Genomic DNA, 20,675 nt, shown 5'->3' with positions numbered 1-20,675 from the left:
GCGATCCCGGCGGGACCGGCGAGGTGTCAGCGGCGGCTCGTACACTCACCTGCGTGGACACGACCCTTCAGGACCCTCTGGTCGGGCAGGTGCTCGACGGCCGGTATCGCGTCGAGGCGCGGATCGCGGTCGGCGGGATGGCCACGGTCTACCGGGCCGTGGACACCCGCCTCGACCGCGTGCTCGCCCTCAAGGTGATGCATCCGGCGCTGGCCGCCGACGGCGCGTTCGTCGAGCGGTTCATCCGGGAGGCGAAGTCCGTCGCCCGTCTCGCCCACCCGAACGTCGTACAGGTGTTCGACCAGGGTGCTGACGGGTCGTACGTCTACCTCGCCATGGAGTACATCGCCGGCTGCACGCTGCGTGACGTGCTGCGCGAGCGCGGGGCGCTGCAGCCGAGGGCCGCCCTCGACATCCTGGAGCCCGTGCTCGCGGCGCTGGGCGCCGCGCACCGGGCCGGGTTCGTGCACCGGGACATGAAGCCCGAGAACGTGCTGATAGGGGACGACGGGCGGGTCAAGGTCGCCGACTTCGGGCTCGTGCGATCCGTGGACACCGTCACCAGCACCACCGGCGCGGTGCTCGGCACCGTCGCCTATCTCGCCCCCGAGCAGATCGAGCAGCCCGGCGCGGCCGACCCCCGGGTCGACGTCTACGCGTGCGGGGTCGTGCTCTACGAGATGCTCACCGGCGAGAAGCCGCACGACGGGGACTCCCCGGCGATCGTGCTCTACAAGCACCTCCACGACGACGTTCCGCCGCCGTCGGCCGTCGTCCCGGGCCTGCCGCTCGCGCTGGACGAACTGGTCGCCGTCGCCACCGCCCGCACGCCCGGCCTTCGGCCGCCCGACGCCGTCGCGCTGCTGGGCGAGGCGCGGGAGGCGCACGGCGCGCTCAGCGAGGAGCAGCTGGACGCGCTGCCCCCGCAGGCCGTCTCCGCCGGGCACGACATCGCCGAGGACCGCACCAGCGTGATCCCGCGCTCGCTCACGGTGCCGCGACCGCTGCCGATCGACGGGGACGACGAGGCCGCGGTCCACCGCACCTCCCGGTTCCACAGCCCGCCGCCCCTGCCGCCCCGGCGCCGCTTCGCACGGCCCCGGCGCGGGGTGCTCGCGCTCGTCACCGCCCTGCTGCTGGTGCTCGGCGTGGGCGCGGGCGTCTGGTACATCAACTCCGGTCAGTTCACCAAGGTCCCGGCGGTGCTGACCCAGAAGGAGGCCGAGGCCAGGAAGCGGCTGGAGGCGGCCGGACTGAAGGTGGGCAAGGTCGACCACCGGCACAGCGACACCGTCAAGCGTGGCACGGTCCTGGACACCGACCCCCGGCCGGGCGCCCGGATCCGCAAGCACGACGCCGTGACGCTCACCCTCTCCGACGGCCCCGAGATGGTGAAGGTGCCGGACGTGCGGGGCTCGCGGCTGGACAAGGCCGAGGCGTCGCTCAAGGAGGGCGGCCTGGAACCGGGCCTGGTCACCGAGGAGTTCAGCGACGACGTGGACCGGGGCGCGGTGATCGGCACCGACCCCGAGGCGGGCGTGCAGCGCCGCGCGGGCGCCGCGGTCTCGCTCGTCGTGAGCAAGGGCAGCCCGGTCGACGTCCCCGACGTCACCGGCGACGACCTGAACGACGCCCGGACCGAGCTGCAGGAGGCCGGTCTGAAGGTGAGGATCGCCGCGCAGCAGGTCGACTCCGAGTTCGACAAGGGGAAGGTCGCGGCACAGACGCCCAAGGAGGGCGGCCGGCTCGCCGTCGGCGGCACCGTGACGCTGACGCTGTCCAAGGGCCCGGAGATGGTCGAGGTCCCGGACGTGGTGGGCGCGAGCGTCGACGACGCCACGTCGCTCCTGGAGCAGTCCGGGTTCGAGGTCAAGGAGGACCGGGGACTGCTCGGGCTGTTCGGCGACACCGTGAAGAAGCAGTCCGTGACGGCCGGCGACACCGCGCCCAAGGGGTCGACGATCACGATCACCATCCGGTGACCGGCGGGGCCGGCGGGCGTGACACCCTGAGCGGGTGAGTTCCGCAGCCCCCTCCTCCCCGTTCCCCTCCCGCAATCCCGTCGGCAGCCATGTCCCCGTGGCCGGCGGTCTGCACGACGTGGGCATGTCGTACGCCCACGACCTGGGGGCCGAGACGGTCCAGGTGTTCGTGGCCAACCCGCGCGGCTGGGCCACGCCCGTCGGGAGCCCCCGTCAGGACGAGGCGTTCCGGGAGCGGTGCGCGGCGGAGTCGGTCCCGGCCTACGTGCACGCGCCGTACCTCATCAACTTCGGCTCGCACACGGAGGCGACGGTGGAGAGGTCGGTGGAGTCGATGCGGCACTCGCTGCGCCGCGGACGGGCGATCGGGGCCCTGGGCGTGGTCGTGCACACGGGCAGCGCGACCGGCGGACGCGACCGGTCGGTGGCGCTGAAGCAGGTGCGCGAGCATCTGCTGCCGCTGCTGGACGAGCTCACCCACGAGGACGACCCGTTCCTGCTGCTGGAGTCCACCGCCGGCCAGGGCTCCTCGCTCTGCTCCCGGACCTGGGACTTCGGGCCGTACTTCGAGGCGCTGGACGCCCATCCCAAGCTGGGCGTCTGCCTCGACACCTGCCACGTCTTCGCGGCCGGGCACGACCTGACCGGCCCGGCCGGCATGCACCAGACGCTCGACCTGCTGGTGGACACGGTGGGCGAGGGGCGGCTGAAGCTGATCCACGCCAACGACTCCAAGGACGTCGTCGGCGCTCACAAGGACCGGCACGAGAGCATCGGCTCGGGTCACATCGGCGAGGAACCGTTCCGGGCGCTGATGACCCATCCGGCGACCGCGGGCGTCCCGCTGATCATCGAGACGCCGGGCGGCAAGGAAGGCCACGCCGCGGACGTGGAGCGGCTGAAGAAGCTCCGGGACGGCTGAGGCGCCGGCCGGGTCAGAGCTCGGGGCCGTCCCCCGGCTCCTCCTGGTACGAGTAGCGCTGTTCCCGCCAGGGGTCGCCGACGTTGTGGTAGCCGCGCTCCTCCCAGAAGCCGCGCCGGTCGGCGGTCATGTACTCGACGCCCCGGACCCACTTGGGGCCCTTCCAGGCGTACAGGTGGGGGACGACGAGCCGCAGGGGGAAGCCGTGTTCCGCCGTGAGCAGTTCGCCGTCCTTGTGGGTGGCGAAGATCGTGCGCTCGGCGACGAAGTCGGCCAGGCGCAGATTCGAGCTGAAGCCGTACTCGGCCCACACCATCACATGGGTGACGTTCGGGGCGGGCGGCGCGATGTCGAGGATCGTACGGGCCGGGATCCCGCCCCACTCCGCGCCGAGCATGCTGAACTTCGTCACGCAGTGCAGATCGGCCATGACGGAGGCGTACGGCAGGGCCGTGAACTCCTCGTGGTTCCAGGAGTGCTTCTCGCTGTCGGCGGTGGCGCCGAAGACCCGGAAGTCCCAGCGTTCGGGCCGGAACTTGGGCACCGGGCCGTAGTGGGTGACCGGCCAGCCGCGCTGCAGTCGCTGACCCGGCGGGAGCTCGGACACCGCTTCTTCTCCAGACGCGCGCTCCACCGGATGACCCATGACTCCATCCTGACAGACCTGGGACGGTGCACATGACCAGCCATGACCGGGCATATCCCGAATCGGGCAACTGCTTCCAAGCAAGGACCAACTTACTAAGTACGCACTTACTGGACGATCTTCGGCACCGGTGAAATCATGCGGCGGCAACCTCCCCGCAGTCCCGACGTGGAAGGAGCCTCTGCGATGCAGGGCGACCCCGAGGTCATCGAGTTCCTCAACGAGCAGCTCACCGGCGAGCTCACCGCCATCAACCAGTACTTCCTCCACGCCAAGATGCAGGAGAACTTCGGCTGGACGAAGCTCGCGAAGTACACGCGGCACGAGTCGTTCGACGAGATGAAGCACGCCGAGGTGCTCACCGACCGGATCCTCTTCCTGGACGGCCTGCCGAACTACCAGCGGCTCTTCCACGTGCGGGTCGGGCAGACGGTCAGGGAGATGTTCGAGGCCGACCGGCAGGTCGAGGTCGAGGCGATCGACCGCCTCAAGCGCGGCATCAAGGTGATGCGCGAGAAGGGCGACATCACCTCGGCGAACATCTTCGAGTCGATCCTGGAGGACGAGGAGCACCACATCGACTACCTCGACACCCAGCTGGAGCTGGTGGAGAAGCTCGGTGAGGCGCTGTACATCGCGCAGCTGATCGAACAGCCGGAGAGCTGACCGGCCCGAACGGAGCTAGGCAGCCGCCGCGGCCGTGTCCTCGAATCCGGTGAGCGCCGGTTCCCCGCGGCCGGCGAGGTCGCGGCGCGAAGAGGCTCCCCGGCCGAGGAGCGCCTGGATACGGCGGACGCACGAGCCGCAGTCGGTGCCGGCCTTGCAGGCGGAGGCGACCTGGCGGGGGGTGCAGGCTCCGTCGTCCACGTGCCGCTGGACCTGCGCCTCGGTCACGCCGAAGCAGCTGCAGACGTACACGCGGTTCACCTCCCGCCGAGATCAATAAGGCTAACCTAACCTTACCCGGCGTCCCGTGGAGTGCAAAAGGGCGGTGGGGCGCGGATCGTGTGTGATCCGCGCCCCACCGCCCTTGCGCGTGCGCCTACTGGTCGCGGTACATCTCCGCCACCAGGAACGCCAGGTCCAGGGACTGGCTGCGGTTCAGACGCGGGTCACAGGCGGTCTCGTAGCGCTGGTGGAGGTCGTCGACGAAGATCTCGTCGCCGCCGCCCACGCACTCGGTGACGTCGTCGCCGGTCAGCTCGACGTGGATGCCGCCCGGGTGGGTGCCGAGGCCCTTGTGGACCTCGAAGAAGCCCTTGACCTCGTCGAGCACGTCGTCGAAGCGACGGGTCTTGTGACCCGAGGCCGCCTCGTAGGTGTTGCCGTGCATCGGGTCGGTGATCCAGGCCACGGTCGCGCCCGAGGCGGTGACCTTCTCGACCAGCTCGGGCAGCTTGTCGCGGACCTTGTCGGCGCCCATGCGGACGATGAAGGTCAGCCGGCCGGGCTCGCGGTCGGGGTCGAGACGCTCGATGTACTGCAGCGCCTCCTCGGCCGTGGTCGTCGGGCCGAGCTTGATGCCGATCGGGTTGCGGATCTTCGAGGCGAACTCGATGTGCGCGTGGTCCAGCTGCCGGGTGCGCTCGCCGATCCACACCATGTGCGCCGAGACGTCGTACAGCCGCCCGGTGCGGGAGTCGACGCGGGTGAGCGCGGACTCGTAGTCGAGCAGCAGCGCCTCGTGCGAGGCGAAGAACTCGACCGTCTTGAACTCCTCCGGGTCGGCCCCGCAGGCGTGCATGAAGTTCAGCGCGTTGTCGATCTCGCGGGCGAGCTGCTCGTAGCGCTGACCGGACGGGGACGACTTCACGAAGTCCTGGTTCCAGGCGTGCACCTGGCGCAGGTCGGCGTAGCCGCCGGTGGTGAACGCGCGCACCAGGTTGAGCGTGGAGGCGGACGCGTTGTACATCCGCTTCAGCCGCTCGGGGTCCGGGATGCGGGACTTCTCGTCGAAGTCGAAGCCGTTGACCGAGTCGCCGCGGTACGTCGGCAGGGTCACGCCGTCGCGCGTCTCCGTGCTCTTGGAGCGCGGCTTGGAGTACTGGCCGGCGATGCGGCCGACCTTGACGACCGGCACGGAGGCCGCGTACGTCAGCACCGCGCCCATCTGGAGCAGGGTCTTGAGCTTGTTGCGGATGTGGTCGGCGGACACCGCGTCGAAGGCCTCGGCGCAGTCGCCGCCCTGGAGGAGGAACGCCTCTCCCTTGGCGACGGCCGCCAACCGGGCGCGCAGCTGGTCGCACTCGCCCGCGAAGACGAGCGGCGGATACGACTCGAGGTCCGCGATCACTGCGCGCAGAGCCTCGGTGTCGGGGTACTCGGGCTGCTGCGCCGCGGGCAGGTCTCGCCAGGTGTTGCCGGCGCTGGCGCCGGTCTTCGCGTTCACGGTCACGCCCCCCACATTACGGGGTCGTGTCGAGTCGTTTTCGCACGGCTCGACAGGTGAGACATCACGGCGCTCACCTGTGGACCCGGGGCGCGTGGGGTAGGGTGCGGCCCATGTTCGCGCTTTCGACCCAGAACTGGTGGTGGACCGCTCATCCGGCGGCCCGCTGACTGCGCGTACCCAAGACGTCGCGAAGGCCGCCCCGAGGGGCGGCCTTCGGTGTTTCCGGGCCGGCCGTCCCTCTCCTGACAGCTCCTCCCAGCTCCCAGCGAGAAGGACACGCCCCATGCATCTGCTCGACCTGCTGACCGACCCCCGCCCGTTCGCCCTGCTGCGCCGCCGCACGCCGGGCCGCGACGAGAACCTCGTGGAACTGCTCCTCGGCCCGGTCGCCGTCCACGACCGGCTGGCCGACCTCCCCGACGAGGGGCTGGCGCTCGTCCCCTTCCGGCAGATCCGCGAGCGCGGGTTCGAGGTGCGCGACGACGGGACCCCGCTGAGCGTGCTGACCCCCGAGGAACGGCACGAGATCCCGCTCTCCACCGTGCTCGACCAGCTTCCCGCGCACCGGGTGGGCGTCGAGGACGGCGGCTTCGACGTGGACGACGAGGAGTACGCGCGGATCGTCGGACGCGTGCTGCGGGACGAGATCGGCCGGGGCGAGGGCGCCAACTTCGTGATCCGGCGGACCTACCGGGGCGAGATCCCCGGCTTCTCCCGGGCCGACGCCCTGGCCCTGTTCCGGCGGCTCCTGGAGGGCGAGCGCGGGGCGTACTGGACCTTCGTCGTGCACACCGGGGACAGGACGCTGGTGGGGGCCAGCCCCGAGGTCCATGTGCGGATGTCCGGGGGCACGGTCGTCATGAACCCGATCAGCGGGACGTACCGGTATCCCGTCCAGGGGCCGACCCCCGAGGGCCTGCTGCACTTCCTCGCCGACGGCAAGGAGATCGAGGAGCTGTCGATGGTCGTCGACGAGGAGCTCAAGATGATGTGCACCGTCGGCGACATGGGCGGGGTGGTGGTCGGGCCGCGTCTGAAGGAGATGGCGCACCTCGCGCACACGGAGTACGAACTGCGCGGGAAGTCCTCGCTGGACGTGCGCGAGGTGCTCAAGGAGACCATGTTCGCGGCGACCGTGACCGGCTCGCCGGTGCAGAACGCCTGCCGGGTCATCGAGCGCCACGAGCCCCTCGGGCCGGACGGTGTGGGGCGGGCGTACTACGCGGGAGCGCTGGCCCTGCTGGGACGGGACCCGGGCGGGGCACAGACCCTCGACTCCCCCATCCTCATCCGCACCGCCGACATCGACGCGGCCGGAGGGCTGCGGGTGCCGGTCGGGGCCACGCTGGTGCGGGGGTCGGACCCGGCGGGCGAGGTGGCCGAGACGCACGCCAAGGCCGCGGGGGTGCTGGCGGCGCTGGGGGTGCGGGCCCGTCCCCCGCGCGCGGGGGACGGGCGGCCGCGGCTCGCCGACGACCCCCGGGTGCGGGCCGCGCTCGACGGACGCCGTGCCTCGCTCGCGCCGTTCTGGCTGCGGATGCAGGAGCGGACCGGGGACCTGGCCGGGCACGCGCTCGTCGTCGACGCCGAGGACACCTTCACCGCGATGCTCGGGCACATGCTGCGCTCCGGCGGTCTCGACGTGAGCGTGCGGCGCTACGACGAGGAGGGGCTGCGGGAGGCGGTGCGCGCGCACGCGGGGCCGGTGGTGCTGGGGCCCGGCCCCGGCGACCCGTGCGACCCGGACGACCCGAAGATGCGGTTCCTGAGGGAGCTCACCGCCGAGCTGCTGCGGGAGCACCGGCACGGGGTGCTCGGCGTCTGCCTCGGGCACGAGCTGATCGCGGCCGAGCTGGGGCTGGACATCGTCCGCAAGGAGGTGCCGTACCAGGGGGCGCAGACGGTGATCGACCTGTTCGGGCGGGCCGAGACCGTCGGCTTCTACAACAGCTTCGTGGCGCGGTGCGACGACGAGGGCGCACGGAGGCTCGCCGTGCACGGGGTGGAGGTGAGCCGGGCCCCGAACGGGGAGGTGCACGCCGTGCGCGGGCCCGGGTTCGGCGGGGTGCAGTTCCATCCGGAGTCGGTGCTGACGCTGAACGGCGCGGCCGTGGTGCGGGAGGCGGTCGCCCGCCTCCGCGAGACGCGGCTGCGCTCGTAGCGGCTCAGCCGAAGAACACCCCCGCCTCCGCGTAGAGCTCGGGGTCGACGGTCTTCAGGCGGGCCGTCGCCTCGGCGATCGGCACGCGGACGATGTCCGTGCCGCGCAGGGCGACCATCTTGCCGAAGTCGCCCTCGTGGACGGCGTCGACGGCGTGCAGGCCGAAGCGGGTGGCGAGCCAGCGGTCGAAGGCACTCGGGGTGCCGCCGCGCTGGACATGACCGAGGACCGTCGTACGGGCCTCGTTCCCGGTCCGGCGCTCGATCTCCTTGGCGAGCCACTCGCCGACGCCGGACAGCCGCACATGCCCGTAGGAGTCCAGCGACCCGTCCTTCAGCACCACGTCGCCGTCCCGGGGCATCGCGCCCTCGGCGACCACCACGATCGGGGCGTACGACGACCGGAAGCGGGAGGCCACCCAGGCGCACACCTGCTCGATGTCGAAGCGCTGCTCGGGGATGAGGATGACGTTGGCGCCGCCCGCCAGGCCGGAGTGGAGGGCGATCCAGCCCGCGTGACGGCCCATCACCTCGACCACGAGGACCCGCATATGGGACTCGGCGGTGGTGTGCAGCCGGTCGATGGCCTCGGTGGCGATGCCGACCGCGGTGTCGAAGCCGAAGGTGTAGTCGGTGGCGGACAGGTCGTTGTCGATCGTCTTCGGGACGCCGACGCAGGGCACCCCGAACTCGTCGGACAGCTGGGCCGCGACGCCCAGGGTGTCCTCGCCGCCGATGGTGACGAGGGCGTCCACCCGCTGGCGCGCGAGGGTGTCCTTGATGCGGCGGACGCCGTCCTCCTCCTTGAGGGGGTTGGTCCGCGAGGATCCGAGGACGGTGCCGCCGCGCGGGAGGATGCCGCGCACGGCGGGGATGCCGAGAGGGACCGACCTCCCTTCCAGGGGACCGCGCCAACCGTCCCGGAAGCCGATGAAGTCATGGCCGTACTCCTGGACGCCCTTGCGGACGACCGCCCTGATGACGGCGTTGAGGCCGGGGCAGTCCCCGCCTCCGGTCAGTACTCCGACGCGCATGGACGAGTCCCTTCGCCGTTACTGCCTGACGAGGGGTCAGTGTCGCTCGTCCCTCACTCGTCGTCGAGACCTCGCTCAATGGCGTATCGCACCAGTTCGACCCTGTTGTGCAGCTGGAGCTTGCCGAGGGTGTTCTGGACGTGATTCTGCACCGTGCGGTGGGAGATGACGAGACGCTCGGCGATCTGCTTGTAGCTCAGGCCCTTGGCGACCAGGCGCAGCACCTCGGTCTCCCGGTCGGTCAGCCGGGGCGCGTTCGGCTCGTCGCCGCCGGCGGCCGGCCCGGGGTCGGAGGCCAGCCGGCGGTACTCGCCGAGGACCAGTCCGGCCAGGCCGGGAGTGAACACCGGGTCGCCGACGGCCGTACGGCGCACCGCGTCCAGCAGTTCCTCGGTGGACGCCGACTTCAGCAGGTAGCCGGTCGCGCCGGACTTCACCGCCTCCAGCACGTCGGCGTGCTCGCCGCTCGCCGACAGCACGAGCACCCGCAGGGCCGGGTCGGCGGCGACGACCTCCCTGCACACCTGCACACCCGGCTTCGCCGGCAGGTTCAGGTCCAGCACGAGCACGTCGGGCGTGGTGGCCTTGGCGCGGCGTACGGCCTGCTCGCCGTCGCCGGCCGTGGCGACCACGTCCAGGCCCGCCTCCGCCAGATCCCGGGCGACCGCGTCGCGCCACATCGGGTGGTCGTCGACCACCATGACCCTGATCGGATCCTGTCGCCCGCTCACCGCGATCCCGCCTTCCCCCGCTGCACGATCTTCTCCTTCGGTACCGTCAGTTCGACCTCCGTGCCCTGCCCCGGCGTGGAGATCAGCTCGGCGCCGCCGCCGAGGTCGCGCAGCCGGCCGCGGATCGACTGGGCCACGCCGAGCCGCCCCTCGCCCTCGGCCTGCGCCAGCCGCCCCTCGGGGATGCCCGGCCCGTCGTCCCGCACGGTGACGATCACCGCGTCGGGCTCGTCCTCGACGAGGATCCACGCGCGGGCGTCGTCGCCGGCGTGTCTGCGCACGTTGTCCAGGGCGGCCCCGACCGCCGCCGCCAGCTCCCTCGCGGCGGGCGCCGGCAGCATCACCGGGGCGCCGGGCTCGGCGAGGTTGACGCGGGCGGCGGCGAAGGCGGCGAGCAGGGCGCGCAGATCGAGGGGGCCGTCCGGCTCGGACGCCTGCGGCGCGGGCTCGTCGACGGCGTGGACGACGGCGCCGTCGGCCGCGTCCCGGGAGATCCGGGAGATCGGCACGAGACCGCCGGAGACCAGCGTGCGCAGCGCGACCTCCTGTTCGCCGGCCATCCGCCCCAGCTCGGCCGCCTCACCGCCGATGACCGCGCCGCGCCGCTGCACCATGGCCAGCACCTGCAGCACGCCGTCGTGGATGTCCCGGGCGAGGCGCTCCCGCTCCCGGGTCGCCGCCTCGATCTCCAGGGCGCGGGCGAGGGTGCGCTCGGAGGCGCGGGCGACCTCGACGACGTAGCCGATGGCGATGGAGGCGACCCACACGAGGACGACGTTGTGCACGGTGTCGCGGGCCGGGGCGCCGCGCTCGACCAGGTTGGTCACCGCGACGGCCGTGGACGCGAACGCCGCCCAGCGCCAGCCGCCCTTGATGGCGAACGCCAGGACCGAGCCGGCGGTCCATATCGACGGCAGCGTCGGCCCGCCCGACTGGATGCGCGCGTGGCTGTCCGCGACGGCCGTGAGCATGATGCCGGTCAGCGCGACGGTCAGGTCGGCGGCGAGGAAGCGTTTGGTGCAGCTCGCCGCGTTCGCGACCTTGGGCAGGGTGGCCACGGTCCACACGAAGAGCACGCAGTAGTAGACGACGGCGACCCAGGGGCGCTCGAACCCGTCGTAGGCGGTGGCGAAGAAGCCCACCGCGTACAGCATGGTGAGCACCCGGTACCCGGCGAGCGCACGCCACAGCGGCAGCTCGACCGACATCCTCAGCACTGCCTCGCGCCTGGCCATCCGCCCGCCCCCCGGCCTGCCGACTACTGCTCTTCGTCCTTCTTCGCCTGTTCCTTCTCGGCCTGCGCGAGAGCCGCCTTCGCGGCCTTCTCCGCTTCCTTCTCGGCCTTCGCCGCCTCCGCGATCTGCCGCTTGGCGGCGGTCGCGTACATGTCGACGTACTCCTGGCCGGAGAGCTTCATGATCTCGTACATGACCTCGTCGGTCACGGCGCGCAGCACGAAGCGGTCGTGGTCCATGCCCTGGTAGCGGCTGAAGTCCAGCGGCCTGCCGATGCGGATGCCGGGCCGCATGATCTTCGGGAGGACCTTCCCGGGCGGCTGGATCTTCTCCGTGTCGATCATGGCGACCGGGATCACGGGCGCGCCCGAGGCGAGCGCCACGCGCGCGAGGCCGCCGGGCTTGCCCCGGTAGAGCCGGCCGTCGGGCGAGCGCGTGCCCTCCGGGTAGATGCCGAACAGCTCACCGCGCTCCAGCACGTCCATGCCGCTCCTGATCGCGGCCTCGCCTGCGCCGCGCCCGCCGGAGCGGTCCACCGGGAGCTGGCCGACGCCCTTGAAGAAGGCCGCCGTCAGCCGGCCCTTCACACCGGGCGTGGTGAAGTACTCGGCCTTCGCGATGAAGGTGACCTTGCGGTCGAGGACCGCGGGCAGGAAGAACGAGTCCGAGAAGGACAGGTGGTTGCTCGCCAGGATCGCGGGGCCTTCGTCGGGGATGTTCTCGAGGCCTTCCACCCAGGGCCTGAAGGTGACCTTCAACGGTCCCCCGATAGCGACCTTCATCGCGCCGTACAACAAGCGAATGCCTCCTGTTTGTGTCGCACAGACCTTAACCCGCCCGTGGCGGCAAAGGCTCCGGCGGCCCTGGTCGGCGTCAGTGGGGTCGCGTACGGTGAAGCACACATCCCTCCCATGAAGAACAGACGAAGACAGGAGACCGATGGTGCCGGTCCTTCCTGGAGCCGAGCCGTACCGCCATGAGGGCGGGGAGGTCGGAGTGCTCCTCTGTCACGGCTTCACCGGATCCCCGCAGTCGCTGCGCCCCTGGGCACGGCACCTGGCCGGGCAGGGCCTCACCGTCTCGCTGCCGCTGCTGCCGGGTCACGGCACGCGCTGGGAGGACATGGCGCTCACCGGCTGGCAGGACTGGTACGCGGAGGTGGACCGCGAGCTGCGCGCTCTGCGCCGCCGGTGCGCACGGGTGTTCGTGGCCGGTCTGTCCATGGGCGGTGCGCTGGCCCTGCGGCTGGCCGCCCGGCACGGGGAAGGGGTGGACGGCGTCGTCGTCGTCAACCCCGCGAACAAGGTCCACGGTCTGTCCGCGTACGCCCTTCCGGTGGCCCGCCACGTCGTCCGCACGACGAAGGGGATCACCAGCGACATCGCCAGGGAGGGCGTCCTGGAGAGCGGCTACGACCGGGTGCCGCTGCACTCGGCGCACTCCCTGCGGACCTTCCTGCGGCTGGTCGACGGCGAACTGCCGCAGGTCACCCAGCCGCTGCTGCTTCTGCACAGCGTGCACGACCACGTGGTGCCGCCGGCCGACTCGGCCCGGGTGCTCAGCCGGGTGTCGTCGACGGACGTGACCGAGATCCTCCTGGAACAGAGTTACCACGTGGCAACGTTGGACCACGATGCGGACCGGATCTTCGAGGAGAGCTACGCGTTCATCGCCCGGATCGCGCCCAGTGTCGGCAAGGAAGGGACGGCCGTAGGTGGCTGAGCACGACTCCGACCGCGAGGACCGGGAGAACCGGGACGAGCGGGACGGCCTGGACGCCCGCCGGGGCCACGAGCCGGAGGAGCAGAGCGTGCCCTTCGACGAGGCCGCCGCGTGGGCCGCGATCGTCGCCGGGTACGGCGAGGAGCCGCCGGACCCGCCGGGCGCCAAGCCGTTCAAGTCGGTCGAGGACCTGGCGCTCCTCGAGGTCGAGGCGAACGACGAGGAGTCGGGGACGAAAGCGGGCGAAGAGCCCGTGAAGGACCCCGGCGAGGAGAAGAATCCGGCCAAGCCCCTGGGCAGCTCGGTCGCCTTCGCGCCCGGCGTCGGCCCGCGCGACCACACGCCGGCCGAGCCGGCCGAGGGGTCCGTCGACGAGGACGACGAGGACGGCGAGGGCCACTTCGTCCCGCCGGAGCCGCCGCCGCTGCCCGCCGCCGACACCACGGCCAAGTTCGCCTGGCTCGGGGTGATCGGCGGACCGGTGCTGCTCCTGCTCGCGGTGCTGCTGGGCTGGGAGATGACGTGGTGGCTGTCGACCGTCTGCGTCGGCGGCTTCCTCGGCGGCTTCGCCACGCTGGTGATGCGGATGCGCACGGACGACGAGGACGAGGGCGATCCGGGACGCGGAGCGGTCGTCTAGCCGGCCGGCGGCGGGACGTCGGGGGCGGCGGGAACTCTGAGGGCGGCCAGGACCGGGAGGTGGTCCGTGGCCGCGCGCAGATCGGCCTCGGTGACTCCGGGCAGCCCGTGCGGCACCCCGCAGCCCAGAGCCTGCACGCCCTGCGTGACGAAGATCCCGTCGATGCGGCGGTCCGGCCCGGAGGCGGGGAACGTGTGCTCGCTCCCCCAGGGCGCCGCGGTGCGGCAGTCCTGAAGGGCCGCGGCGAGCCGGCCGAAGGTGCGTCCGTCGGGCCGTTCGTTGAGGTCGCCGCCCGCGATCACGTGTTCCACGCCCATGCCGGCCAGCCGGTCCAGGAGCATGCCGCCCTGCTCGTGGCGCTCGGCCGCCGTCAGCCCCAGATGACAGCTGACGACGCCCACGCGGGCGCCGCCGAAGCGGACCACGGCGGTGGCGAGGCCGCGCCGGAACTCCCCCGGGGTGAGCGGCAGCAGCACGTCCTCGGTGCGTTCGACGGTGGCGCGCAGCGAGCAGAGGATCGCCGGTCCGGCGGCCGTGCCGCCGCCGGTCAGGATCACCTGGCCGGTGGCGGCGGCGAGCCGGGCCAGCTTCTTGCGCCAGCGGAAGAAGATCGGCGACTCCTGGAGGAGGACCAGGTCGGGGGCGCAGGCGGTGATGACGCGGGCGAGGGCGTCGGTGTCGTCCCGCAGGGAGCGGACGTTGTAGCTGAGGACCCGGATGACGGCCGAACCGTCGGGCTCGGTGCGGGAGTTCGGAAGCGGCGAGGTCGTCGGCATAGCGATCAAGATACGCCGCCCCGTCCGCTACGTCCGGAAAGGCGAACGGGGGCTGCGAGCAGCCCCCGTGTTACCGCTGTCGCCTCGTACGGCGGCCCGGACCGGCGGTACGGCGGCCAGGACGTGCGCTACGACGCCCGTGCGACGACCGGCACGACTACATGATCGGGTCGGGCTCCCTGGCCAGGTCCGCCGCGCCGACCAGGCCGGCCTTGTTGCCCAGCTGGGCCGCGATGACGTCGGCCACCGGGCGCCAGTTGCCGCCGACCAGCCACCGCTTGTAGGACTTGCGGATCGGGTCGAGGACCAGTTCGCCCTCGTCGGAGAGGCCGCCGCCGACGATGAACGCGGAGGGGTCGAAGAGGGACGCGAGGTCGGCGAGACCGGCGCCGGCCCAGCGGGCGAGCTCGCGGTAGGAGTCGACGGCGACCGGGTCGCCCTGACGGGCGGCCATGGAGATGTGCTTGCCCTCGATGCCCTCCGGGCTGCCGTCGCCGAGGCCGAGCAGGATCTCGGCGTTCTCCGGGGTCGCGTTGGCGCGCTGCTTGGCGTAGCGCACCAGGGCGCGGCCGGAGGCGTACTGCTCCCAGCAGCCCTGTGAACCGCAGCCGCACAGCAGGCCGTCCGGCACCATGCGGATGTGGCCGAACTCGGCGGCGACGCCGAAGTGACCGCGGCGCAGCTTGTTGCCGATGATGATGCCGCCGCCGAGGCCGGTGCCGAGCGTGATGCAGATGACGTTGCGGTGGCCCTTGCCCGCACCGAACTTGTACTCGCCCCACGCGGCGGCGTTGGCGTCGTTCTCCACGACGACGGGCAGACCGACGCGGGCTTCGACCTTGTCCTTCAGCGGCTCCTGGCGCCAGTCGATGTTGGGCGCGAAGTAGACCGTCGAGCGCTGGCGGTTGACGTAACCGGCTGCGCCGATGCCCACACCGACGATGTCGTGCCCCACGCGCGCGCCGTCGACGGCGGCGGCGATGGCGTCCACGATGCCTTCGGGCGTGCCCGGGGTCGGCACCTGGTGGGTCGACAGAATGCTGCCTTCCTCATCGACCACGCCGGCCGCGATCTTCGTGCCGCCGATGTCGACGCCGATGGTGAGTCCCATGAATCCCTCAGTTTCGGTCGAGCCCCGCTACGGCCAACCGTACCCGAGCCCCTGCCCCGGGAAGGCTTCAGTCCAAGTCGATGCGCTGGCCGGGACCGGTGTCGTCGCCGCCCTCACGGCCCGGCTCGCCGGCCCCGGCGGTCCAGCGCCGCTCCTGGGTCTGGACGGCCGAGCGGTAGGCGGCCAGGAGCTCGCTGCCGGCCGCCGCGAGGTGGTCGAAGACGTCCGGGTTGCGCTCGATGACGGGCTCCACGGCGGCCCTGGCCTGCTGGACGACCTGGCGGACGGCCTGCTGGGCGGCGGGCCCGGCGACGGCCCCGAGCAGCGGGGACTGGATCGACGACAACTTGTCGCTGACGGCGTCGACGAGCTTGCGCAGCTCGTCGGCGGCCGAGCCCTGCGGCGGGCCGTGCTCGGCGCGGCGGCGGGCCTTCTCCGCCGCCAGGTCCTCGGCGGCGGCGGTGGCCCAGGCGTCGGCGTCGCTCACGCGCGGTTCCTCGGCGGCGTCTGCGCCGGCGGGCTCCCCGGCGGCGTCGGGCGTGGGGCGCTCTTCGCTCATGGCGGACTCCTGACGACTGCGGGTTGACGGGCCTGGCCGCGGCTCGTCCTTACGACGTTACCCGAACGGCGGTATGCCGTTCACCGGGTCCGCGGCCACAGACCGGGATCCGGCGCGAAGCGCACGCACAGCTCGCCGTCGCGCAGGGCGGCGCCCTCGACGGTGCAGCGGCGCAGCACGGAGGGCAGCGCGACGATGCGGCGGAACGGCCCGGTCGTGACGACGAGTTCGTCCCCGCGCCGGACCAGGTCGAGTTCGTCGCGCACGGCTCCGGGCAGCGGGAGGCGCCAGACGAGCACGCCGTCCTGCGCGAGCCGGTCGGCGACGGGCCACTCGACCGGGGAGGCGGCCGGGTTGACGGCGGGGGCGGCGAGCGCGGCGAGGTCGTCGGCGCCGCGGGGGTCGTGGCCGAGGTGGGGGACGGGACGGGCCGCCCCGTCCCACTCCTGAAGGGTCTTGCGCTGCTGGGTGACGAGCCGGCCGAGCGGGCCGTCGTCGGCGGCGTCGTCCGGCAGGACCCGGTTGGCGACGAGCGACTCGACGGGCAGGGCTCGCAGGGCCAGGCCGAGGCGGGCGTCGCGGATCGCGTCGGCGCCGGCCGGTCCGGGCTCGGCGACGAGCCGTACGGCGGTCCCCCGGTCGGCCAGGACGGCCTCGACGGCGGCCAGCTCCGTGTCCCAGCGGGCCGTCGTCTCGTAGAGCCACTCGGCGGGCATCGGCACGCCGGCGAGCCGGCCGAGCATGGGGCGCAGGGCGCGGGCCGCCTGGCGTTCGGGCGGGAGCAGGCGACGCAGGTAGCGGCGCAGTTCCTCCGGGAGGGCCAGCAGGGCGAGGGCCTGCGGGGCGGGCGGGAGGTCGACGACGACAAGGTCGTGCGCCTCGGCGAGCGCGGCGTCGCGCAGGGCGCGCAGCAGGGTCAGCTCCTCGGCGCCGGGGAGAGGGGTGACCTCCTCCGGGTCGAGCCGGGAGGCGCCGAGCAGGTCGAGGACGGTCGCGGCCCGTTCCTGGAAGCCGGCGAGGTCGTCGCGGAAGCCGGCCGCGGCGTCGGGGCGCCAGGCGGTGAGGCGCGGGGCGACGTTCACGGGGGCCGGTCCGGTGCGCACCCCGAGCGCCGCGCCGAGGGTGTCGGTGCGGTCGGCGCTGAGGACGAGGGTGCGGGCGCCCTCCGCCGCCGCGCGCTGAGCCGTGGCGGCCGCGACTGTCGTACGGCCGCTGCCGCCGGGGCCGGTGATCAGGAGGGTGCGCATGAGGGGGAACGCTACCGGTCGGGCCGCCGCGGAGATCGCGCCCGCGGGCCTGCGTCCTACTTCTCTCCCGACTCCACCCGCTTCTTCAGGCCCGCCAGCGCCCGGTCGATGATGACCTTCTCGGCCTTGCGCTTGATCATGCCCAGCATGGGGATCTTGACGTCCACGGTCAGCCGGTAGGTGACCTGGGTGCCGCCCGCGCCGGCCGGCTCGAGGAGGTAGGAGCCGTCGAGCTGGCGCAGCATCTGGGACTTCACCAGCGTCCAGGACACCTGGCGCTCGCCGGTCCAGGTGTAGCCGAGGACCTGGTCGTCCTTGATCGCGCCGGCGTCCATGACCAGGCGTACCTGTTCGGCGCGGCCCTGCGCGTCCTCCTTGAGGACCTCTGCCTGCTTCACCTCTCCGGTCCAGTCCGGGTAGCGGGCGAAGTCGGCGATCACCGCCATGACGTCGGCCGGTGCCGCCTCGATCGTGATGCTCGAGCTGGTGTGTTCCGCCATCGCCGTGGCTCCTCCGGATGCGGGCCCGTAAGGGTACGTGTGTGCAGCGTGAAGGCTACCGCGCGGTCGGTCGGGCGATTTCACCACTCCAGGGCGAAAGGCCTGCCACTGCCCGCGAAGTGCCCCACGTTGACGCACTCGGTCGCCCCGATCCGCATCCGGCGTACGAGCGGCTGGTGGACGTGGCCGAACAGGGAGTAGCGGGGCCGGGTGCGGCGGATCGCGTCCAGCAGGGCGCGGCTGCCGCGTTCGAAGCGGCGGGCCACGGTGTCGTAGACGAGTTCCGGCACCTCCGGCGGGATGTGGGTGCACAGCACGTCCACCTCGCCGACGGCCTCGATCTTGGCCGCGTACTCCTCGTCGCTGATCTCGTACGGGGTGCGCATCGGGGTGCGCAGACCGCCGCCCACGAAGCCGAAGACGCGGCCGCCGATCTCTGCCCGCTCTCCGTCGAGGACGGTCGTGCCGGGTCCGGCGAACTCGGGCCACAGCTGAGGCATGTCGACATTGCCGTAGGTGGCGTAGGTCGGCGTCGGGAAGGCGGGGAACATCTCGCCGTACTGCCTGCGGACCGCCTGCTCGATCAGCGCCGCCCGGTCGCCGCCGACGCCGCCCCACAGCCGGGCGCCGAGTTCACGGGCCTCCTCGAAGCGGCGGGCGGTGCGCAGCTCGACGATGCGGTCGGCGTTCTCCACGCCGAAGAGGTCGGGGAAGATGCCGCGGGAGTGGTCGGCGTAGTCCAGGAACAGGACGAGGTCGCCCAGGCAGATCAGCGCGTCGGCGCCGTCCCCGGCCCGGGCCAGGTCGCGCGCGTTGCCGTGCACGTCGCTGACCACGTGAATGCGTGTCCTGGGATTTCCGGACGGTGTGGATGCCATGTCGATCAAGGGTAGGCGTGTGCGGCATACGTGAACAGTGGCGGCCGGAATACCGGTTACTGGCCAGTCAGTAAAGTGGTGGACTAGTGTCGGCCGGGAGACACCAATCTGTGTGACGCAGCGAACATCTCGTCGGACCCCCCTGTCGAAGAGGCCATACCGGCGGGTAACGTCCGGGCAGTCCAGTCGTGCTCAGGATTTCAACCACCGAGATTCACCGGATCCACGGGGTTCGCCGAGATCCTGAGCGCAGCCCGAGCCTTGGACCGCACCGTCGCATCGCACAACGTCGTGGCGCCGGCGCCCTATGAGGAGCAGCAGTCTTGCGCGAGTTCAGCCTTCCGGCTTTGTACGAGGTCCCTGCGGACGGCAATCTGACCGATATCGTCCGCAGAAACGCCGCGCAGCATCCCGACGTCGCCGTCATCGCCCGCAAGGCGGACGGCGTCTGGCAGGACGTGACGGCCACGGCGTTCCTCGCCGAGGTGCACGCGGCCGCCAAGGGCCTCATCGCCTCCGGCGTCCAGCCCGGCGACCGGGTGGGCCTGATGTCGCGCACCCGCTACGAGTGGACGCTGCTCGACTTCGCGATCTGGTGCGCGGGCGCGGTCACCGTGCCCGTCTACGAGACCAGTTCCGCCGAGCAGGTGCAGTGGATCCTCTCGGACTCCGGCGCGACGGCCGTCGTCGTCGAGCTGGACGCCCACGCGGCGGCCGTGGAGTCGGTGCGCGAGTCGCTGCCGGCGCTCAAGCACGTCTGGCAGATCGAGGCGGGCGGCGTCGAGGAGCTCGGGCGCCTCGGCAGGGACGTCTCCGACCAGGTCGTCGAGGAGCGCAGCTCGCAGGCCAGGGCGGACGACCCCGCGACGATCGTGTACACCTCGGGCACGACCGGCCGGCCCAAGGGCTGTGTGCTCACCCACCGCAGCTTCTTCGCCGAGTGCGGGAACGTCGTGGAGCGGCTGCGGCCGCTGTTCCGCACGGGCGAGTGCAGCGTCCTGCTGTTCCTGCCCCTCGCGCACGTCTTCGGCCGGCTGGTGCAGATCGCCCCGATGATGGCGCCGATCAAGCTCGGCACGGTCCCGGACATCAAGAACCTCACCGACGAGCTGGCGTCCTTCCGCCCGACGCTGATCCTGGGCGTGCCGCGGGTCTTCGAGAAGGTCTACAACTCGGCGCGCGCCAAGGCGCAGGCGGACGGCAAGGGCGCGATCTTCGACAAGGCGGCGGACACCGCCATCGCGTACAGCAAGGCGCTGGAACTGCCGGCCGGGCCGCCGCTGAAACTGAAGATCAAGCACAAGGTGTTCGACAAGCTGGTCTACAGCAAGCTGCGCGCGGTGCTCGGCGGCAAGGGCGAGTACGCGATCTCGGGCGGCGCCCCGCTGGGCGAGCGCCTCGGTCACTTCTTCCGCGGCATCGGCTTCACCGTCCTGGAGGGCTACGGCCTGACGGAGTCCTGTGCCGCGACCGCGTTCAACCCGTGGGACCGGCAGAAGATCGGCACGGTCGGTCAGCCGCTGCCCGGCTCGGTGGTGCGGATCGCGGACGACGGCGAGGTGCTGCTGCACGGCGAGCACCTGTTCAAGGAGTACTGGAACAACCCGGGCGCGACCGCGGAGGCGCTGGCCGACGGCTGGTTCCACACCGGCGACATCGGCACCCTCGACGAGGACGGCTACCTCAGGATCACCGGCCGCAAGAAGGAGATCATCGTCACCGCGGGCGGCAAGAACGTCGCCCCGGCCGTGATCGAGGACCGCATCCGCGCGCACGCGCTGGTCGCGGAGTGCATGGTGGTGGGCGACGGGCGGCCGTTCGTGGGCGCGCTGGTCACCATCGACGAGGAGTTCCTGGGCCGTTGGGCTTCCGACCACGGCAAGCCGGCGGGTTCGACCGCGGCGTCGCTGCGCGAGGACGCCGACCTGCAGGCCGCCATCCAGTCGGCGATCGACGACGGCAACGCCGCGGTCTCGAAGGCGGAATCGGTGCGGAAGTTCCGCATTCTCTCCTCCCAGTTCACGGAGGACTCGGGCCACCTCACGCCGTCGCTGAAGCTCAAGCGCAATGTGGTGGCGAAGGACTATGCGGGCGAGATCGAGGCGATCTACGCCAAGTAGCGGCCCCTGAAGGCCTGCTG

The 20,675-nt window shown here is 72.0% G+C and carries 21 protein-coding genes; 8 read left to right on the top strand and 13 right to left on the bottom strand.

Annotated elements, in window-relative coordinates; translation table 11 throughout:
- Nucleotides 1-53: 53 nt before the first annotated feature.
- Together pknB and Sri02f_RS05150 are read left to right on the top strand one after the other, a co-directional pair.
- A complete protein-coding gene (gene pknB, locus Sri02f_RS05155; RefSeq protein WP_167467487.1) occupies nt 54-1,982 on the top strand; it encodes a Stk1 family PASTA domain-containing Ser/Thr kinase in 1,929 nt (642 codons plus the stop codon).
- A gap of 34 nt (nt 1,983-2,016) precedes the next feature.
- Nucleotides 2,017-2,904, top strand: coding sequence for a deoxyribonuclease IV (locus Sri02f_RS05150; protein WP_108999877.1), 888 nt, complete (start codon nt 2,017-2,019; stop codon nt 2,902-2,904).
- A 13-nt stretch (nt 2,905-2,917) separates the two neighbouring features.
- Here the strand turns inward: Sri02f_RS05150 and Sri02f_RS05145 are convergent, their stop codons facing one another.
- Nucleotides 2,918-3,550, bottom strand: a complete 633-nt coding sequence (locus tag Sri02f_RS05145; RefSeq protein WP_108999876.1) for a sulfite oxidase-like oxidoreductase — start codon at nt 3,548-3,550, stop codon at nt 2,918-2,920.
- A gap of 186 nt (nt 3,551-3,736) precedes the next feature.
- Here Sri02f_RS05145 and bfr point away from each other — a divergent pair, with 186 nt between their 5' ends.
- The gene (bfr, locus tag Sri02f_RS05140) at nt 3,737-4,216 is read left to right on the top strand and encodes a bacterioferritin (RefSeq protein WP_108999875.1); all 480 of its coding nucleotides are present in this window, start codon (nt 3,737-3,739) and stop codon (nt 4,214-4,216) included.
- A gap of 15 nt (nt 4,217-4,231) precedes the next feature.
- Here bfr and Sri02f_RS05135 read toward each other — a convergent pair whose 3' ends face one another.
- Together Sri02f_RS05135 and Sri02f_RS05130 are read right to left on the bottom strand one after the other, a co-directional pair.
- Entirely contained in the window at nt 4,232-4,477 is a 246-nt protein-coding gene (locus Sri02f_RS05135) for a (2Fe-2S)-binding protein (protein WP_108999874.1), read from the bottom strand.
- A 115-nt stretch (nt 4,478-4,592) separates the two neighbouring features.
- Entirely contained in the window at nt 4,593-5,945 is a 1,353-nt protein-coding gene (locus Sri02f_RS05130) for a class II 3-deoxy-7-phosphoheptulonate synthase (RefSeq protein ID WP_108999873.1), read from the bottom strand.
- 107 nt (nt 5,946-6,052) lie between these two features.
- Between Sri02f_RS05130 and Sri02f_RS44000 the strand changes: the two genes are divergently transcribed.
- The gene (locus tag Sri02f_RS44000) at nt 6,053-6,109 is read left to right on the top strand and encodes a trp operon leader peptide (RefSeq protein ID WP_350818382.1); all 57 of its coding nucleotides are present in this window, start codon (nt 6,053-6,055) and stop codon (nt 6,107-6,109) included.
- A 116-nt stretch (nt 6,110-6,225) separates the two neighbouring features.
- A complete protein-coding gene (locus Sri02f_RS05120; RefSeq protein ID WP_108999871.1) occupies nt 6,226-8,103 on the top strand; it encodes an anthranilate synthase family protein in 1,878 nt (625 codons plus the stop codon).
- A 4-nt stretch (nt 8,104-8,107) separates the two neighbouring features.
- On the opposite strand, the gene Sri02f_RS05115 is transcribed toward Sri02f_RS05120, so the two are convergent.
- Genes Sri02f_RS05115 through Sri02f_RS05100 form a run of 4 tightly spaced genes read right to left on the bottom strand, consistent with a single transcriptional unit; the run spans nt 8,108 to nt 11,884 of the window.
- Nucleotides 8,108-9,136 (bottom strand): 6-phosphofructokinase, encoded by a 1,029-nt coding sequence (locus Sri02f_RS05115; protein ID WP_108999870.1) that lies wholly within the window; start codon nt 9,134-9,136, stop codon nt 8,108-8,110.
- 53 nt (nt 9,137-9,189) lie between these two features.
- Nucleotides 9,190-9,837, bottom strand: coding sequence for a response regulator (locus tag Sri02f_RS05110; RefSeq protein ID WP_108999869.1), 648 nt, complete (start codon nt 9,835-9,837; stop codon nt 9,190-9,192).
- Between the two features lie 26 nt (nt 9,838-9,863).
- Complete coding sequence (gene macS, locus Sri02f_RS05105; RefSeq protein ID WP_108999868.1) at nt 9,864-11,102, bottom strand: MacS family sensor histidine kinase; 1,239 nt, start codon at nt 11,100-11,102, stop codon at nt 9,864-9,866.
- A gap of 23 nt (nt 11,103-11,125) precedes the next feature.
- Nucleotides 11,126-11,884 (bottom strand): lysophospholipid acyltransferase family protein, encoded by a 759-nt coding sequence (locus Sri02f_RS05100; protein ID WP_069771245.1) that lies wholly within the window; start codon nt 11,882-11,884, stop codon nt 11,126-11,128.
- A gap of 160 nt (nt 11,885-12,044) precedes the next feature.
- Here Sri02f_RS05100 and Sri02f_RS05095 point away from each other — a divergent pair, with 160 nt between their 5' ends.
- Complete coding sequence (locus Sri02f_RS05095) at nt 12,045-12,824, top strand: alpha/beta hydrolase (protein ID WP_109000190.1); 780 nt, start codon at nt 12,045-12,047, stop codon at nt 12,822-12,824.
- Entirely contained in the window at nt 12,817-13,464 is a 648-nt protein-coding gene (locus tag Sri02f_RS05090; RefSeq protein ID WP_108999867.1) for a hypothetical protein, read from the top strand. The genes Sri02f_RS05095 and Sri02f_RS05090 overlap by 8 nt, the downstream gene beginning before the upstream one ends.
- Here the strand turns inward: Sri02f_RS05090 and Sri02f_RS05085 are convergent.
- The 6 genes from Sri02f_RS05085 to Sri02f_RS05060 all read right to left on the bottom strand — a co-directional run bounded on the left by Sri02f_RS05085 (nt 13,461) and on the right by Sri02f_RS05060 (nt 18,493).
- Entirely contained in the window at nt 13,461-14,240 is a 780-nt protein-coding gene (locus tag Sri02f_RS05085) for an endonuclease/exonuclease/phosphatase family protein (protein WP_108999866.1), read from the bottom strand. The two genes, Sri02f_RS05090 and Sri02f_RS05085, sit on opposite strands and share 4 nt — an antisense overlap.
- 157 nt (nt 14,241-14,397) lie before the next feature.
- Nucleotides 14,398-15,351 carry an ROK family glucokinase gene (locus Sri02f_RS05080; RefSeq protein ID WP_108999865.1) on the bottom strand — a complete coding sequence of 318 codons (954 nt, stop codon included), beginning with the start codon at nt 15,349-15,351 and terminating at the stop codon, nt 14,398-14,400.
- Between the two features lie 67 nt (nt 15,352-15,418).
- Nucleotides 15,419-15,910: a DUF5304 domain-containing protein gene (locus tag Sri02f_RS05075; protein WP_108999864.1), complete on the bottom strand. Its 492-nt coding sequence runs from the start codon at nt 15,908-15,910 to the stop codon at nt 15,419-15,421.
- A gap of 80 nt (nt 15,911-15,990) precedes the next feature.
- Nucleotides 15,991-17,157 carry an ArsA family ATPase gene (locus Sri02f_RS05070; RefSeq protein ID WP_108999863.1) on the bottom strand — a complete coding sequence of 389 codons (1,167 nt, stop codon included), beginning with the start codon at nt 17,155-17,157 and terminating at the stop codon, nt 15,991-15,993.
- Between the two features lie 56 nt (nt 17,158-17,213).
- Entirely contained in the window at nt 17,214-17,657 is a 444-nt protein-coding gene (locus Sri02f_RS05065) for an SRPBCC family protein (protein ID WP_108999862.1), read from the bottom strand.
- Nucleotides 17,658-17,737: 80 nt separating this feature from the next.
- A complete protein-coding gene (locus Sri02f_RS05060; RefSeq protein WP_167467500.1) occupies nt 17,738-18,493 on the bottom strand; it encodes a metallophosphoesterase family protein in 756 nt (251 codons plus the stop codon).
- A 365-nt stretch (nt 18,494-18,858) separates the two neighbouring features.
- Between Sri02f_RS05060 and Sri02f_RS05055 the strand changes: the two genes are divergently transcribed.
- Nucleotides 18,859-20,655 carry an AMP-dependent synthetase/ligase gene (locus tag Sri02f_RS05055; protein WP_108999860.1) on the top strand — a complete coding sequence of 599 codons (1,797 nt, stop codon included), beginning with the start codon at nt 18,859-18,861 and terminating at the stop codon, nt 20,653-20,655.
- The last annotated feature ends 20 nt before the right edge of the window (nt 20,656-20,675 follow it).

Origin of the sequence: Streptomyces rishiriensis, from assembly GCF_003112535.1 — a bacterium.
Taxonomy (GTDB): Bacteria; Actinomycetota; Actinomycetes; order Streptomycetales; family Streptomycetaceae; genus Streptomyces; species Streptomyces rishiriensis.
This window is presented reverse-complemented; position numbering and strand designations above follow the sequence as displayed.